This window comes from Bifidobacterium catulorum (assembly GCF_003129925.1).
Taxonomy (GTDB): domain Bacteria; phylum Actinomycetota; class Actinomycetes; order Actinomycetales; family Bifidobacteriaceae; genus Galliscardovia; species Galliscardovia catulorum.
Genome location: NZ_QFFN01000001.1, coordinates 89,392 through 104,189 on the forward strand (window position 1 = coordinate 89,392; position 14,798 = coordinate 104,189).

The window sequence follows — 14,798 nt, forward strand, 5'->3', positions numbered from 1 at the left end:
AATGGGATAGGGCAGGAAAGAGGTATGCACAGATGAGTGGTTTCTTCTCCCGTTCGAGTAGCAGCAGGCGCTATCCGAACCGTTATCAGGGGAGGCGGTACTACAAGAAGAAGGGGCTGTTCGGCATGTTCGGCAGCTTCTCCAGCTCGGACAGGGGATACGCCGCCTACGCGCAGCAGGGGTATCCCACACAGCAGTATCCCCAGCAGCATTACCCCCAGCAGTCGTATCCGCAGCAGATGCCGCCGCAGCAGTCGCATGTGGCCGGGGGAGCGCACTGCCCGAAATGCGGTTCCGTCGTGCCGGCGGGCGCCAAGTTCTGCCTCAACTGCGGTTCCAAGATGGGATCGAACGCCTCGTTCTGCCCGAGCTGCGGCAAGCCGCTGAATCCGGGTGCCAAGTTCTGCATGGACTGCGGATCGCCGGCCGGGCGCTGACATTCGGTGGATCTTGGGCGATTAGGCCTTGGCGTGCCGTTCGGGTTGTTCGAACCCGTGGCCGGCAGGCGCGTCGGCGAATACGCCGTGACATCCCGCATCGGCGGCGGACGTTACGGCGTATGTTTCGAAGCGGTGGACGCGCGGGGAGACCGCGTGGTCCTGAAGCGTTTCCGCAGGCGCATGTGGAAACGCAATGACGGGCGGAACCATCATGAGGCGGTCATCCTGTCCGGGTTGAATCATCCCGCCATACCGGAACTGCTGGGTGTGGTCAATGATGCGAGCGGGTATTATTTCGTCCTCGAATACAAGGACGGCAGAACGCTCGGGCAATGGTTGTTCGACGAGGGCAGGTCGTTCACGGAGCAAGACATTCAGCGCATAGGAACACAGTTGCTCGACATACTCGTGTACATCCACTCACGAAGCGTGGTCCATGGCGACATAAGCCCTGCGAACGTCCTTGACGACGGCGATCGCGTGTCGCTGGTGGATTTCGGCCTGGCCCGCTACGCGGATGCCGATGCACATGCGATGCGTCAGGGGCAATTCGATTTGGATCTCGCTTGTTTCGCGAATGTGATGATTTATCTTATGTATTCGTGCCCGCGATTGACACGGGATGGCGGCGGGGGACGCACACCTTGGTACGACGACCTGAAAATATCCTCCGACCAATGCGATTGCATGAAGCGACTCATCGGCATCGGATCACCGTATGCCGATACGCGCTCGGCGGCAGAGGGTTTTCGTCGGGCGTTCACACCATGGGTGGGACGACCGTAGCGTCCGACGACCATGGAGGACGGGAGATGGTGGACGGCATAATGTATGTCAGATGGACGGCATGACGTCAGTCGATACAGTACTTTCTTATATAAGGTGAATAAATCTGACATAACGTATATTATCGGCTATTTAAATACCGCTCATATAACAAAACGTTCCGACCGCGACGTCATCTCCCCGTCGCGGTCGGAACGCTGTCCGCAAGACCGTGGCGATGCGTCACGGCCGGCAGTTCACCTGCCGAAGTACTCGTCCACGGCTTCGGCGAGCTTGTCGACGGTGTCGACCATCAACGATGCGCCGTGTTCCTCAAGCTCGTCGGGCTCCGCATAGCCCCAACGGCATCCGATGGCGCCGATACCGGTTTCGCGCGCACCGTCCATGTCGGTCCAGCGGTCGCCGATCATGACTGCACGGTCGCCGGCGGATTCGTCGTATCCGATATGCTCAAAGCAGTAACGGATGACCTGGTCCTTGTTCAGTCGTGACGTGTCCATGCTGGCGCCGAACACGCCGTTGACCATCCCGGTGATGTGGAAATGCTCGCAGACGACGACGGCCTGCGGTTCGGGCTTGCATGTGGCGACGGCCAGATAGTATCCGGCCTCACGCAGCTTCGCCATCTGCTCGGGAATGCCGGGGTACACCGAATTGAACAGACGGCCGGGAACCTTGTGTCCGGGATTGTTGGGATCGTCGAACGCGGCGACGTCGGAGTAATAGTGTCGATACACCTTCACGGCCTCGTCCATTTCGGCGCCGTCGTGGATGCCGTTGCGCCGGAACGAATCCATGATGGACGGGCCGATGAAGCGGTGAAGCTCCTCATCGTCGGGAACCGGCCTTCCCAATGCTTCGAACGCCTTGGCCACCGAGGCGAAGATGCCGGGATGGGACTGGGTGAGCGTACCGTCCAGATCGAGCAGTACGACTTTTGCGGGATGGTCTATCATGCGTCTCTCCCCTGTTGCGTTGTCTGATGGTTGTTCCAGTGATGTCTGATGGCCGCCGTCATCCATTGGCCATTGGCAATGCACGACGGGATGTCGTCATGCCGACGTCCAGGCCATGGGCTCGGCATGACGATGCCCGGCCGTCGAGACAGGCCGGGCATCGTCAGCGTCTACTCGTAGTCGGGAATCCAACCCTCACGGTGCATCTTCAGCCGCTTGTCGAGCAGCTCCTTGAGCTCGTCCTCGGTGCGGCGTTCCAGAAGCATGTCCCAATGGGTGCGCGTGGGTTTGGCGATTTCGTTGGAACCCTCATCGTTGGAACCCTCCCTGTGGGCGGTCTGACCGCAGCGGCATTCCCATTCCTCGGGGATTTCGGCGCCTTCCGCAAGAGGCAGGATGGTCCTGTGGCCCTTAGGGCAGATATACGCCACATCGTTACGCGCGGCGAAATCGACATTGTCGTCCGATTCCAGCGACTTCGCCCCGATGCTCATACCACGCAGCGAGCGTTCAGCCATGAGTGTTCCTCCTCGTATTCAATAACCGTATCCACGCTACAAAACAGTAACGACCTTGCAATTATTCCCCGATCCGCTCCGGGCCATCAGTCGACGCCGGAATACGCCACGATGCCGCGGTTGATCATCGACGCGGCGATGCGCGCGGTTTCGGCCGTGTCGAAGCCGTCCGTCGGAAGATACGGCCCGACCTGGGCGACCTGGCCGAGGATGTCCGCAAGACGTTTGCAGGAACGGACGAAATCGCCGCCGGTCATATCGGTGTCGTCGAGGACCTTGGACAAGGCCTCTCCCCTGGCCCATTCGTAGGCGATATCCACCATGCCGAAGTCCAACTGGTTCGGCGCGTCGAGACCCATGTCCTCGCATGTGGCGCCGATGGCCGACCACATGCGTCGAATCTCCTGAGCCGTGGAGGCCAGTCGTCCGTTGGGGCCTCCGGGATATCGTCGCGGCTCCCCCGCCGAGCCTCGGCGTGATTCATAGACGAACGCGCTGAGCGCCGCCGCAAGCTCCTCGGGTTTGAGCCCGTCGAACAGTCCCGCGGCCAGGCACTGCGCGAGAACCAGATCCTGCTCGCTGTACAGGCGACGCAGCAGCTGCCCCCGTCGCGTCAGCGTATAGTCGTCCGGGCGCGTCATGGCGTCGTCGCGGGCATCGGGCCGACGGTCCGGCCCACGCACGGCCTGCAGATATCCCAGATCTTCGAGGATCATGCATATGGTGTCGAACCGCCGGGCCACTGAGCCGGTGCGGGAATCGTAACGATGCCGTATGCGCTCAAGCTCCTTGGATTCACGCATCCACCGATGCCCCCACTTCATGTGCTGGGCGAGGTCGGCGCATGACCGGCACGGATGCTCACGGTCCAACCTTCGCAGCTCGGCGATGTCCTCGTCGAGCCGGCGGAAGGCCTGCTTGCGTTCCGCCTCGGAACCGAAGCCACGATGCTTGAGCTCGCGTCGCGCGCCTCGTTCCAATTCGGTCAGCCGGAGACGATTGGTCAGGAATTCCTTGAAATCCCCCTGATCGCATTGGAACGCCTTCTCATAACCGTTCAACGCGTTGTTCAGTGTTATGATCTGGGATTCCAGCGTCTCGGCCGACTCATTGGCCTCCCACTGGGCGAACGAGTGGTCGAGTGTCACGCGGGCGGTGCGGTAGTCGCTGGAATTGAGCAGGTTCACCGCCATGTTGAAGGTCGGACGGAAACTGGAATGCAGCGGATACACGCGTTTCGAAGACAGGGATGCCGCGGTCTGCAGCTGGAAGTCGCGGTGATCGACCACCACGGCGTGGCCGATGGTGTCGATACCCCGCCTGCCGGCACGTCCGGTGAGCTGGGTGAACTCCCCCGGCGTCAGCGGCACATGCCCGGTTCCGTCGAATTTCTCCAGCTTCTCCACCACCACGCATCGGGCCGGCATGTTGATGCCCAGGGCGAGCGTTTCGGTGGCGAATACCATCTTGACCAGGCTTTCGGTGAACAGGCGTTCCACGATCTGGCGGAACAAGGCGATCATGCCGGCATGGTGCGGGGCGAAACCTTCTTCGAGCGCGAATCGGAACTGGGAGAAATGCAGCGTCTTCATCTCGTCCTTCGTCAGCTGACCCTCGACCATCTCGTCGACGATGCGGCGGATGCGCTGCGCCTCTTCGGCGGTGGTGAGTTCCAGCCCGGCGTTGATGCACTGCTGCACGGCCATGTCGCATCCCGTGCGAGAGAAGATGAAGTAGATGCCCGGGAGCAGGTCATAGTAGTTGAGCTCGTCCACCACGGCCCACCGTTTGGGCGTGTATCGCTGGACACGGCGTCGAGCGTCGTCCTTTCCGCGACGACGATTCTGACGCTCCCCCCGGTGGCCCGTTCGGCGCTCCGCGCGTCGGTCGAGGTCGCCGATCCGTGCGACCAGATCCGGATTGAGCTGTGTGCTGTTCTCCGAACGGTAGAGGTCGTAGATCTCCGGCTCATGATGCTCATCCGCCTGAACCATGACGTGCTGCCGTAACGGCACGGGCCTTCGCTCGGACACCACCAGGGCGGTATGGCCCCTGGCGGACTCTATCCATGCGGAGAAGTCCTCCACGTTGGACACCGTGGCCGATAATCCGACGACGCGAACTCGCTCCGGCAGATGGATGATGACCTCCTCCCATACGGGGCCGCGGAACCGGTCGGCTAGATAGTGGACCTCGTCGAGGACCACGTAACGCAGTGCGGTCAGCGTCGAGGAATGTTCGTACAACATGTTGCGCAGTACTTCCGTGGTCATGACCACGATGTCAGCTTCGGAGTTGATCGACGTGTCTCCGGTCAGCAGGCCGACGTTGTCCGCGCCGTACAGTTCTACGAGGTCATGATACTTCTGATTGCTCAACGCCTTGATGGGCGTCGTGTAGAACGCCTTGACGTTGCGGTCCTGAGCAAGATACACGGCGAAGTCGGCGACCACGGTCTTGCCGGCACCGGTCGGCGCGGCCACGATGACGTTGTCCCCGGATTCCAGCGCGTCGATGGCCTTGCGTTGGAAATCGTCGAGAGGGAATTCCAACGTTTCGGCGAATCGTTGGGCGACGCTGGATGATCTGCGCCTACGGTCCCGGAACGCCCGGTATCGTGCCGCGGGGCTCATCTGCTCTTCGTCGGAGACGCTGTCATCGTCCCGACGGTCGTCGTTCCGATTCCGATGATGCCTTCGTGCCATGTTCTGCTCACCACTCCCCTGATCTGCCGTCATGTGATGCGTGACGCCACTGCCGTAGCACGGCTGGTGGAATCAGCAGTTTCAACGCCTTATGATGCGCGTCCACACGTACCGGGACCCTGCCTATGATCTCGCCGTCCGACATCAGCAATGGCGGTTCGGCTCCCTGGCCGCTGGCGGAGATGGTCACGGCGGAGATTCGGCGATAGCCGATCAGGGGATTGCCGAGGTGCCTGCCCCGATAGGCCTGTGCCAGCACATGCAAAGCCTGCGGGGCCGAAGGCTTCCATTTGGCCCACAGCATTTCCAGCATGCCATCGTCCAGTCTGGAATTCGGGGATGCCTCGATGCCGCTGCCGATGAATCTCGCGTTGGCGATGGCCAGCAGAGGCGTCGTCAGTTCATAGTCGTCGACGTTGCCGTCGTCATAGGTGACGTCGACGTGGAATCCGTATTCCTTGACGTGCAGCGCCTCGCGTATTCCCGCATCCAGATAGCGCAATCCTCCGAACGGCAGCGCGGAGTGGTTGGCCCTGTCATTGATTGCCGCATCGATCGAACAGTTGAGCATGCCGGCGAAGAAGACGTTGACGCGCTCGCCGCCGTCATCGGCGGATTCCACGTGCCCCAGATCAAGGTTGATGGCGGACCGGTAGCGTAACGAGGCGAGTATGGCCTCGATGCTGGTTTCGAGATGCCCGACGGGCAGCCCGAGTCCTCTCGCGAAATCGTTGCCGGAGCCGCATGCCACGATTCCGAGGGGGATGTCGCAGTCCGCGACGGCGTTGACGCCAAGCGAGACCATGCCGTCTCCCCCGACCACGACCAGCGCGTCCGCACGGGCGATTTGTCGACGCGCATTGTCCAATGATTCCCGCCGTGTGGCACCGGTGACGTCGATGACGTCAAGCCCGTACTGCGGGCAACGTCGAATCAGGTAATCGAGGGCTTGACGGCCTGTGGACCTGCCTCGTCCCCTGTCCGACGCCGGATTGGTGACGACTACGATGTTCCCGCGTGAAGGCGGAACGGCCGGATCAGTCATTGAACGATTTCCATCGCTTCCAGATGAGCACATGACGATCCCGTTTCCGTTCCTGATGTCTGATGATTTCGGCGTGCGCATCGGCATACCGTCCGGCGACCATGGACAGAGGCTGGACGAACGACGGCTGTTCCGACTTTCGGGAGGGCTGCCGCGTGGCCTCCAGACGGGACATCACCTCAGCGATTCGACCTCCTGTATCGGCAACGGTACGCCACGCCGACAATGCGTGCCTGATCGCATACGCCAATCCGGCGACCGTCATGGCGATGAGGAACACCACCAGAATCACCCATATCCAAATCGGCATGGCACTCCTTCCGAAAATAGGACCGAAGACGTTGGTTTCGGCGGCTACGGCACGAGCATGCCCGCGGCCTGTGGGTTGAAGGCGCGTGATGCGGCCTTGTTCTCCAGACTGAGTTCACGTTGAGCCCTGGCCATGATCATGGAACGCAGGGTTCCCGGGGACACGGCGACGATATGGCGCGCATGCGCGATGCAGAACGCCACGAACCACGAGTCTGAAGACACCGTCAGATGCACCAGCTCACCGGTGCCACACGGTTCCACACGCGCATCCGGCAGCAAATCGATGAACGGAAGGCCGGGCTTGTCGGTGACGAACGATGATTCGGTGCCGTTATCCAGGCTCCATTGGCGCAGCTGCGATACGGGAACGTCGGGAATCTCCACCGGGGCGTCGGATTCGATGATTTCCGCGCGACCGATGCGGGCGAGTCGAAGCACCTGCCAATCGCTGTGATTGCCCCCGCCTGCCTTCTTTGCGGCCATACCGTTCCAGATGGCGGCGTAATACACGCCTTCGTCGACGAATATCTTCGCCGGGGCCACGGTCTTCTCACGGGTCCTGCCGGCACCATCGGTGTATTCGATGTGGAGCAGGGACTTCGAATGGATGGCGCTGTCCACGGCCTGGAAGCTCGGCGGTTCGAGCTCGTATCCGGTGAGACTGAGCCATGGGGTCTCCCCCGGCTCGGTATGTTCACGCAGACGCGAGCACAGCGACCGCGCCTGCCTGCGTGATTGCGCCGGCAGCAGGGGCGAATGCGCCAGATAGCTCACCGATGCGGTGAGCAGGCTCAGGTATTGTGGCGAAATGCCGGCGAGACGCTCCAATCCCAACGAATTCGTGGCGCTGATGATGCCTTCGGCTTCCAACAGCGACCAATCGATGTCGAAGAACTGGCTTCCGGCCATCTCTCCGTCATCGGAGACGGTGGTGAGCGTGCCGATGTCCTTGCGGATGACGGCCACGGATTTTCTGAGTTCGTCCTCGGTCTCCGCATGTCCGATGAACCGCTCCGCCAGATCGGCCATGGGGAACTCCTCGCCGATATGCGCGGAGAGGAACAGCATGAGCCGCAGACGGCGATCCACTTCGGAGCCGGTCTGGAAGGATGCACTCAGCGCCTTACGTCCCTTGGACTTGCCTTTGGCGTCCTCCACGTCGGAATGATGATCGGCCGGGGTGGAAAGATCCTCATGCGCCTTGAACGCCTCCTCGGGACGGTCGGCGGAGCCGAACCGCGTTGCGGCGTGAAGACGGCGGCTGAAGGCGTCGACCGCCTCCTGCGGGCTGATGATGGACGAACCGGGATGTTCTAGTACGAACATGGCCAGATCGTCGGAATCCGTGTAGGCCACATTGATGTGTTCGCCGTCCACGTCTACGGTGGCCGCGAAACGCCGTGAGTCGATGACCTTGACCAGCGTGTCGGGAATCGTCTGCGTGCCCAGTCCGGGGGCGATGGAATCCAAGCCGAGGCCCGGCACCGGCATCTGGGGCACACGGGGAGCCGTGCGGGACACCTTCGCGGCCTCCCGCGATTCCAGCCTCTGCGAGGCGGACGACAGGGCGATCGACTGCGCCAGATAGTTGGCCGCGGCGAGCACCGGCAGATCCTCCTGCTGGAAGCGCATGCGAATTCGCGGTTCGTCGCCCAACTGCAGACGGTAGGAGGCGAAATCCTGCCCCTCCGACTTGGAGGAGTATTCGGGCTGACGCGACTCTATGGCGATGCCCATGGCGGCGAGCTTGGCGCGGTCGCGCTGGAACTGCTTGGCGAACGCGGCCTTCGCCGCCTGATCGGCGAGTTCTCCATACGAATCCGCATAGGCCTTCACACGCTGCGCGATCTGACGGGAGGTGAGCCATTGGGGGAAAGCCGATGAAAGCACGGCCAGTACATCAAGTTCATGCTTTCCCCATTTATCGGAAAAACGGCGCCTTCCGTTTGAAGATCCCTCAGCCATCTGTCCTCACGTCTCGTTAACGTAGTTATTTGATTGTTGGCGTTCGCACGCCTCTTGACATTTTACGGGTAATTCTCCGTAAAACCACCCAATTTACGAAAAATTATCCTGATGGGCGATTTCTCGCCCATGGGGTTCACAGCCAGTCATCCGGTTCGACTCCCTGCGGTCCGATGAATTCGCCGTTCGGCACATATGACGGCGTGTCCTTGTCCTCAAGAATCGCGTCCGCGAAGCATTTCACATTCTGGCCGAACGTCCAGTCGCCCTTCACGGTGAAGGAGTTCGCGGCGGCCAGCGAGGGGACGCCGTAGGGGAAGCGCTCGTCGAAATCGGCGATGTTCTTGTAGTAGCGCGGATCGAGGTCGACGACCGGGAAGATGTAGTTACCGTCCTCCATTTCATAGGTGTCCGTCAGATGGAATCTGTCGGAGCGCATGATGAACAGGTCGTTGGTGGTCTTCACCGGCAGGAACCGCGGCCGGTCCACCTCGATGCATGCGGCACCGTCGAACAGGGAGATCGCCGCGCCCATCGCCGTCTCCAGCTGCAGGACCTTGGTCGTGGTCGAATCGGTAGGATCGACGGTCTTGCGGTTGCGGATCACCGGGAGGTCCAGCACTCCTCCGGTCTGCGCCAGCTTGTCACGCAGGTCACGCACGCGCACCCAGATGTTGTTGGTGTTGAAATACGGGTGCTTGGCGATGTTGGTGGCGTCGGCCTTGTCATCCGGATGCACCTGGCTCATCTCACGCAGCGAGAGACGCCCGGTTCTGCGGTCGCGTACGATGTGACCGCCCTTGCGGTCCGCGGCGGTCTTGTGCGCGACCTCCACCATGAACGGGGCGCCCGACTGTGCGAAGGCGCCGGCAAGCGTGGTCGAGGGCCGCGCACCGAGGTTGTCGGAGTTGGAGATGAACAGGTATTCGATGCCGTTGTCGAGCAGCTGATCCAGCAGGCCGGACTCCCACAGCGTGGCGAACACGTCGCCGTGCCCCGGCGGGCACCATTCGAGATTGGGGTCGGCGGGGAAGCTGACCGGAGCGCCGGTGGCGATGTCGATCTTCGGTTCCACATGCTGGATGATCTCCGTGGGGATGTCCTTCTGATGGAACCTGCGGTTGTGACGGAGGACCGACATCGACTCCTTCGATGTGCGGAAGGAGTTCATCAGCGTCAACGGCAACGTCACGCCTTCGCGGGCGCGGGCGGTGACGATTTGCCCAAGGATGATATCGAGGAAACGCATGCGCTTGGCCTTGTGACGGCGTACGGGCAGCAGCGACTTGGCTCCGGCCAGTCCCATCGACGTGCCGAGACCGCCGTTGAGTTTGAGGAAAGCCGTTTTACTGAACGCCTCAAGGGCCTTGCCATGGTCGATGTTGTGGTGGATGTCACGGACTGCGGGGATGTCGGTGAGCGGCTCGACGTCCTCCTCGCGAATCCATTCGGAATGATCGTCCTGCTGCCAGGTGCGGTACAAACGTTCGAATTGCGAGATTGCTATTTCACTCATGCCATGTTCGCGCATCTTCGCCGCGGACAGTTCAAACGGATCTTTGGACACAGGTTTCCCTTTCTTTGGACACATCATCACATTGTATAAGACGATGGCTTTCCTCCCCCCGATGCTTTTGGGCAAGTTTCGGGGAGAAACGGGAATTCACGTCGGGATCAGATTCGCTTCAGCTCCGCCATGGCGGCGTAGTGCAGCACGTCGAACCGTTCCGGGGCGATGCGTTCAAGCATTGCCATATGCTCGCGCTCCCATGCGGCGACATGCTCCGGGGCGAGCGATGCGCCGATGCCACGGCATGCCTTCATCCGCCCGTTCCATCCCTCCCTGGTGAACGGCACCTTCAGCTTTCGCTCCTCATGATGGACGAGTTCGAAACCGGATGCCGAGTAACAGGCCGGCACGTCGAGCGGATGCATCCGCTCCCCCGCACCGCCCCAATGCGGGCTGTACTTAAGCACGAGTCGTTCGCTCGCGCCGGCGATCTCGTCCTCGAACGGCAGCCACTCCATGACCAGAACGAGGAACCGGCCATCCGGCCTGAGCAGACGATGCAGCCTATTGCACACGGCCTCATGGTCGAAATACCAGAAGCACTGGCATGCGGTGACCACGTCGAACGAGGCGCCAGGGAAATCGACGTCCTCAGCCGAGGACACCCGGTATTCGATGCCATCCATGCCGGCTGACAGGCGCCTGGCCTGTCCGATCTGTTCGGCGGAGATGTCGGTGCCGACCCATGTGGCGCCATAGCGGGCCATGTTGCGCGGCAGCACCCCGGTGCCTGTGCCCAGATCGAGCACATGCTGACCATCCCGGCACAGGCCGCGGTCGAGGATCATCTTGTAGAACGCCGCCGGGTAGATGTCGCGGTATCTCGCGTAATCGGCCGACGCCCTCCCCCAGTCGAACGGCGTGCCGTCATCGATGCGTCCGTCAACGATCATCGCGAATCATCCTTTCCATCCATCCCTGGATCCGATCCTTCGGCTCCTTCTACAGGCTACTCGCCCGGCCGTCTCAGAGACCCGGATCTATTGGCATTCATCGCGACATCGAGCATTGGCATTATTGGACATACTGGCCAAAGGCCATTCGCGGTCTATTCGACGGTGTGGTTGCCTACTTCAGGTATTCGTCGCTGTCAAAGTAGCAGGCGATGTCAAAGTAGCCGGCGCTGTCGTTGCACGGACAATGAGTTCTGGTGCGATGGCGAGCGTGTGGTACGCATCCTCCGTACCGCAGTACACCATGTCGTGCTCCAGAAGCTGGTTGTCGAAGAACATGCGCATGCCGTTGAGGAACAGCGGACCGACCGCGCCGACGTCGTAGCCAGTGCGCTCCTTGACCAGTTCCGGTGATGCCAGATGGAGCTGATGCAATCCCAAGGCGCGACCGAGCTGACGCCACTTCAGGTGTCCTGTGGCGGAAGCGACGACGGCGAACACGCCCTCCTTGGCCTCGACGATGTAGGTGGCCGCGGCTTTGGTGATGTCGAACACCTTCGCGCCGCCTTCGGTCCTTCAGCCAATGGGGCTTTCCCTCTTGTCATCGATCTTCATTATCCACCGTTTTCCACGTTCTCCACGCGACCTTTCTCGTTGCCCAAGTTCGGATTACGGAACCGTGTCTCCAATCGGCAGTGGGCCACAAACAACTTGTACACCTAACAATCGCGACCTTGTCCAGAAGTGTGAATACGGATTCATTATGCGGCATGTTCATTGACTGTGTCTATTGAAGGCTGGCACCATAAAGTCCATGGACAACATCAGCATCAAACGAATCTACGACGAGCCGTCCCCGCAGGATGGCTATCGGATTCTGGTCGACCGGCTGTGGCCGCGTGGCGTAAGCAAGGAACGGGCGGCGTTGGATCTTTGGATGAAGTCCATCGCGCCATCGCCTGAGTTGCGCCGATGGTTCGGCCATGATCCGGAACGGTTCGATGAATTCGCCGAACAATACAGGCGCGAGTTGGACGTCAACGCGGAAGCGGTCGATGAATTGGAGCGTGTTTGCTCGCAGCACGATGCCGCCACCTTGTTGTACGCGGCCAAAGACCCCATCGTCAACCATGCGGCAGTGCTGCGGGATTATCTGGAGAATGACCTTCCGCGTCAAGCGAATGACGGGCGCGAATGAAGGGAAAGCCCTCAGTCCGTCCCGTTCGCAATCGACAGCATGTCGTCGTGAGCGGACTCGGCGTCCAATCAGCGGACGTGTGCGAGGGTTACGGTTCTTGCTGGATCTGGACCTCGTCGGGCAGTATGGACTATTCTATTCAGTCCGACTCTCTTGACTCACAAACAGCATAAGTCATTGTTAGTTGGAGGGGTCGATTCGCTGGGTTCCGAAAGCTTCGTTACCTTCGTTTTCTTTGATTTTACGCCGTTTCTGGACTTTTGTCGAGGTTCGTTGATTGCCGCTGATTTCGCTGTTCTCGGGGGCCATCGTGTCTGAAGCGTGTCTGAGTCACAGACACGACCGCGAGCCACGACCCAGTGGGGTTGCAGTAAAAGACTGAGTAACAACGTATCGAATCCACGGGCATCCTTGTTGCATGCGGGAGGGAGGAATGTCGGTGTGTCGCAAAAAAAATCGAATTGCACAGACAGCAGTGTTCCCGGCCAAAATGCAGTCGAGGCTCTGGAGAAACCATAACTATGGGCGTCTTGCACGAAACGCCGTCACTCTTGACTGGCTGCGAATCCAATCGGCGGCTTTCGGGTCGATGACGCGGGCGATCCAATCGAGATTCGCGCACTGCCCGTCGAGATATCGGTTCTCGTCCGCGAGGTTGTCGAGCACCAGATGCTCCTGGTGCGACAGCCGGTTGCGCAGGTCGCGCATCGTCTTGACGTGACTTTCGAACACGGCACGCTTGCGCGATGGGTAGTTCGGCATGCCGCCGTTCGCCGGATCCCGCAAAGCCCTCCACACGGTCTGTTCCAGTCTGGAGGAGAGCAGGAAACACCATGAACCGAGCGACATGTCGGCGATTACGCGTCCCGACGTGACCGGTTTGCCTGAATGCCGTACCTGCCGCTCGATCTCCGTAACCGAGGTTTCGAACCGTTTTGTCTTGGACGAGTTGAATCGGAACCTTGCATCGTCCCTGTACCAGTCCTCGTGCTCGCAAGCCCTGGCGAGGCGCTTTGACATGAAGTTGCGCAGCAGCACCTCCACATGAGCGACATCTTCGAGCAACGCCTTGGAGATCCGTCCGTTCCACACGTACAGGTCGATCACGTCACAATCGGTCGTCTGAGCAGAGCACACGTACGTGCTCATGCGCTCGGTCGAGAACCATCGTTGCAGGTCGGCGAGTGTGACGGGTTGACTTTCAGAACTCATGAAGGTTATACTACTGGCGAATGCCCCGGAACGTCACTCATGCGAAACATCATGAAACCCCGGGGATTTTTTCATACTTCCTTGGATTAACAGTGGCCAGTGGCTTTCCTACTCGCTGCCACCTTCGTTAATCGATAAGCTTCAGCCCGATGACGCAGGCCACCAATCCGCCGATGAGTAGGACACGCATCAGAGAGACGGTCTCCTCGCCACTGACCATACCGTATACCGCGGTGATCGCCGCCCCGATGCCGACCCATATCGCATACGATGTGCCGATGGGAATGTGCTTCATCGCGAACGCGAGCCCTCCCATACTGGCAGCAAGCCCGATTGCGAACACCACCGTGGGAATGATTCTGGAGAATCCCTCGGAACGGTCAAGCGCGATCGCCCACACGGATTCGCATATGCCGGAAAGAATGAGAACGAGCCAAGACATGGCCATTACGCTCCTCTGATCATGGCAAGTCTTGTCGAACCGGGTACTTGTCCATCGTCCGGGAGCAGTTTCGGTCCGAGGTTGCGTATTTCATTGTGTCCAATCGTGTCCAGACACGATTCAAGCAAAAACAATGAAGCCCGGAATCGTTGAAATTCCGGGCTTTCTGGTCGGACCAGCGGGATTTGAACCTGCGACCCCTTGTCAGTTCGAGAGGTCGCTTCGCTGATTCACGCGAGCTTCGTTAGTCTCGTTTTCGTTGTAATGATGCCGTTTTCGCGACCCTCACGAGATTCGTTGATTGCCGTCGATTTCGCTGTTCTCAGGGGTCATCGTGTCTGAATCGTGTCTGAGCCACAGACACGATGACGAGCGCCGTCAAGCGGCTGTAGCGACCAGATGACTGAGGAACAGTGAGTCAGCTACCTCAGTCATCGACACGTGGGGTCATGCGACCACGTGCGTCGTTCCTTGCACGGCAGTCTTCGATGGCCTGACGGATCTCCTCGTCGGTGAACTCCATTGCGGCCATGAGATTGACCGTGGCCTGGATTACGTCGGCGCACTCGTCAATCAGGTCATGACGCTGTTCGGAGGTCTGTCCATGCTTGTTCCAGTCCTTGAACGCCTCCACCACTTCGGCGGCCTCTTCGAGCACCTTCAATGCCTGCGGCTTGTCCTGATGCAACAGCTCGTCACGGAACGGCTCTACAGCCCCGATATATAGCTGCCTATCATTATCTCTATTTACCAATC

The 14,798-nt window shown here is 60.2% G+C and carries 14 protein-coding genes, 2 pseudogenes and 1 riboswitch; of the genes and pseudogenes, 3 read left to right on the forward strand and 13 right to left on the reverse strand.

Features of this window, described 5'->3' with window-relative positions:
- Positions 1 to 32: 32 nt before the first annotated feature.
- Together DF200_RS00335 and DF200_RS00340 are read left to right on the forward strand one after the other, a co-directional pair.
- Positions 33 to 437, forward strand: coding sequence for a zinc ribbon domain-containing protein (locus DF200_RS00335; RefSeq protein WP_109136319.1), 405 nt, complete (start codon positions 33 to 35; stop codon positions 435 to 437).
- 33 nt (positions 438 to 470) lie between these two features.
- Complete coding sequence (locus DF200_RS00340) at positions 471 to 1,226, forward strand: serine/threonine protein kinase (RefSeq protein WP_158275729.1); 756 nt, start codon at positions 471 to 473, stop codon at positions 1,224 to 1,226.
- A 236-nt stretch (positions 1,227 to 1,462) separates the two neighbouring features.
- On the opposite strand, the gene DF200_RS00345 is transcribed toward DF200_RS00340, so the two are convergent.
- The 10 genes and pseudogenes from DF200_RS00345 to DF200_RS00380 all read right to left on the reverse strand — a co-directional run bounded on the left by DF200_RS00345 (position 1,463) and on the right by DF200_RS00380 (position 11,745).
- Positions 1,463 to 2,182, reverse strand: a complete 720-nt coding sequence (locus DF200_RS00345) for an HAD hydrolase-like protein (protein ID WP_109136321.1) — start codon at positions 2,180 to 2,182, stop codon at positions 1,463 to 1,465.
- 170 nt (positions 2,183 to 2,352) lie between these two features.
- A complete protein-coding gene (locus DF200_RS00350) occupies positions 2,353 to 2,700 on the reverse strand; it encodes an RNA polymerase-binding protein RbpA (RefSeq protein ID WP_109136322.1) in 348 nt (115 codons plus the stop codon).
- An 86-nt stretch (positions 2,701 to 2,786) separates the two neighbouring features.
- Complete coding sequence (locus tag DF200_RS00355; protein WP_109136323.1) at positions 2,787 to 5,405, reverse strand: DEAD/DEAH box helicase; 2,619 nt, start codon at positions 5,403 to 5,405, stop codon at positions 2,787 to 2,789.
- A 7-nt stretch (positions 5,406 to 5,412) separates the two neighbouring features.
- Entirely contained in the window at positions 5,413 to 6,450 is a 1,038-nt protein-coding gene (locus tag DF200_RS00360) for a diacylglycerol/lipid kinase family protein (protein ID WP_158275730.1), read from the reverse strand.
- Positions 6,443 to 6,760 carry a hypothetical protein gene (locus DF200_RS10735; RefSeq protein ID WP_158275731.1) on the reverse strand — a complete coding sequence of 106 codons (318 nt, stop codon included), beginning with the start codon at positions 6,758 to 6,760 and terminating at the stop codon, positions 6,443 to 6,445. Before DF200_RS10735 ends, DF200_RS00360 begins: the two co-directional genes overlap by 8 nt.
- A 44-nt stretch (positions 6,761 to 6,804) precedes the next feature.
- A pseudogene (locus DF200_RS11330) lies at positions 6,805 to 7,878 on the reverse strand (helix-turn-helix transcriptional regulator); the annotation flags it as partial.
- Between the two features lie 116 nt (positions 7,879 to 7,994).
- Positions 7,995 to 8,727 (reverse strand): annotated as a pseudogene (locus DF200_RS11335) (helix-turn-helix transcriptional regulator); the annotation flags it as partial.
- Positions 8,728 to 8,863: 136 nt separating this feature from the next.
- On the reverse strand, positions 8,864 to 10,321 hold the full coding sequence (locus tag DF200_RS00370) for a UTP--glucose-1-phosphate uridylyltransferase (protein WP_109136326.1): 1,458 nt from the start codon (positions 10,319 to 10,321) through the stop codon (positions 8,864 to 8,866).
- An 80-nt stretch (positions 10,322 to 10,401) separates the two neighbouring features.
- Complete coding sequence (locus DF200_RS00375; protein ID WP_109136327.1) at positions 10,402 to 11,190, reverse strand: class I SAM-dependent methyltransferase; 789 nt, start codon at positions 11,188 to 11,190, stop codon at positions 10,402 to 10,404.
- 180 nt (positions 11,191 to 11,370) lie between these two features.
- Entirely contained in the window at positions 11,371 to 11,745 is a 375-nt protein-coding gene (locus tag DF200_RS00380; protein WP_109136328.1) for an aminoacyl-tRNA deacylase, read from the reverse strand.
- Between the two features lie 259 nt (positions 11,746 to 12,004).
- Between DF200_RS00380 and DF200_RS00385 the strand changes: the two genes are divergently transcribed.
- Complete coding sequence (locus DF200_RS00385; protein ID WP_109136329.1) at positions 12,005 to 12,388, forward strand: DUF488 domain-containing protein; 384 nt, start codon at positions 12,005 to 12,007, stop codon at positions 12,386 to 12,388.
- A 519-nt stretch (positions 12,389 to 12,907) separates the two neighbouring features.
- On the opposite strand, the gene DF200_RS00390 is transcribed toward DF200_RS00385, so the two are convergent.
- From DF200_RS00390 to DF200_RS00400, 3 genes are all read right to left on the reverse strand, one after another.
- Positions 12,908 to 13,600, reverse strand: coding sequence for an Abi family protein (locus DF200_RS00390; RefSeq protein ID WP_109136330.1), 693 nt, complete (start codon positions 13,598 to 13,600; stop codon positions 12,908 to 12,910).
- Between the two features lie 127 nt (positions 13,601 to 13,727).
- On the reverse strand, positions 13,728 to 14,042 hold the full coding sequence (locus DF200_RS00395; RefSeq protein WP_109136466.1) for a DMT family transporter: 315 nt from the start codon (positions 14,040 to 14,042) through the stop codon (positions 13,728 to 13,730).
- A gap of 20 nt (positions 14,043 to 14,062) precedes the next feature.
- Positions 14,063 to 14,124, reverse strand: a riboswitch (guanidine-III (ykkC-III) riboswitch).
- A gap of 345 nt (positions 14,125 to 14,469) precedes the next feature.
- Positions 14,470 to 14,796 (reverse strand): pyrophosphohydrolase domain-containing protein, encoded by a 327-nt coding sequence (locus DF200_RS00400; protein WP_146191966.1) that lies wholly within the window; start codon positions 14,794 to 14,796, stop codon positions 14,470 to 14,472.
- Positions 14,797 to 14,798 lie beyond the last annotated feature (2 nt).

Bases quoted from the DNA above. Each gene is read 5' to 3' on its own strand.
- DF200_RS00350 (WP_109136322.1), bottom strand. From the start codon at position 2,700: ATGGCTGAACGCTCGCTGCGTGGTATGAGCATCGGGGCGAAGTCGCTG.
- DF200_RS10735 (WP_158275731.1), bottom strand. From the start codon at position 6,760: ATGCCGATTTGGATATGGGTGATTCTGGTGGTGTTCCTCATCGCCATG.
- DF200_RS00355 (WP_109136323.1), bottom strand. From the start codon at position 5,405: ATGGCACGAAGGCATCATCGGAATCGGAACGACGACCGTCGGGACGAT.
- DF200_RS00335 (WP_109136319.1), top strand. From the start codon at position 33: ATGAGTGGTTTCTTCTCCCGTTCGAGTAGCAGCAGGCGCTATCCGAAC.
- DF200_RS00360 (WP_158275730.1), bottom strand. From the start codon at position 6,450: ATGACTGATCCGGCCGTTCCGCCTTCACGCGGGAACATCGTAGTCGTC.
- DF200_RS00390 (WP_109136330.1), bottom strand. From the start codon at position 13,600: ATGAGTTCTGAAAGTCAACCCGTCACACTCGCCGACCTGCAACGATGG.
- DF200_RS00345 (WP_109136321.1), bottom strand. From the start codon at position 2,182: ATGATAGACCATCCCGCAAAAGTCGTACTGCTCGATCTGGACGGTACG.
- DF200_RS00375 (WP_109136327.1), bottom strand. From the start codon at position 11,190: ATGATCGTTGACGGACGCATCGATGACGGCACGCCGTTCGACTGGGGG.
- DF200_RS00385 (WP_109136329.1), top strand. From the start codon at position 12,005: ATGGACAACATCAGCATCAAACGAATCTACGACGAGCCGTCCCCGCAG.
- DF200_RS00370 (WP_109136326.1), bottom strand. From the start codon at position 10,321: ATGATGTGTCCAAAGAAAGGGAAACCTGTGTCCAAAGATCCGTTTGAA.
- DF200_RS00395 (WP_109136466.1), bottom strand. From the start codon at position 14,042: ATGTCTTGGCTCGTTCTCATTCTTTCCGGCATATGCGAATCCGTGTGG.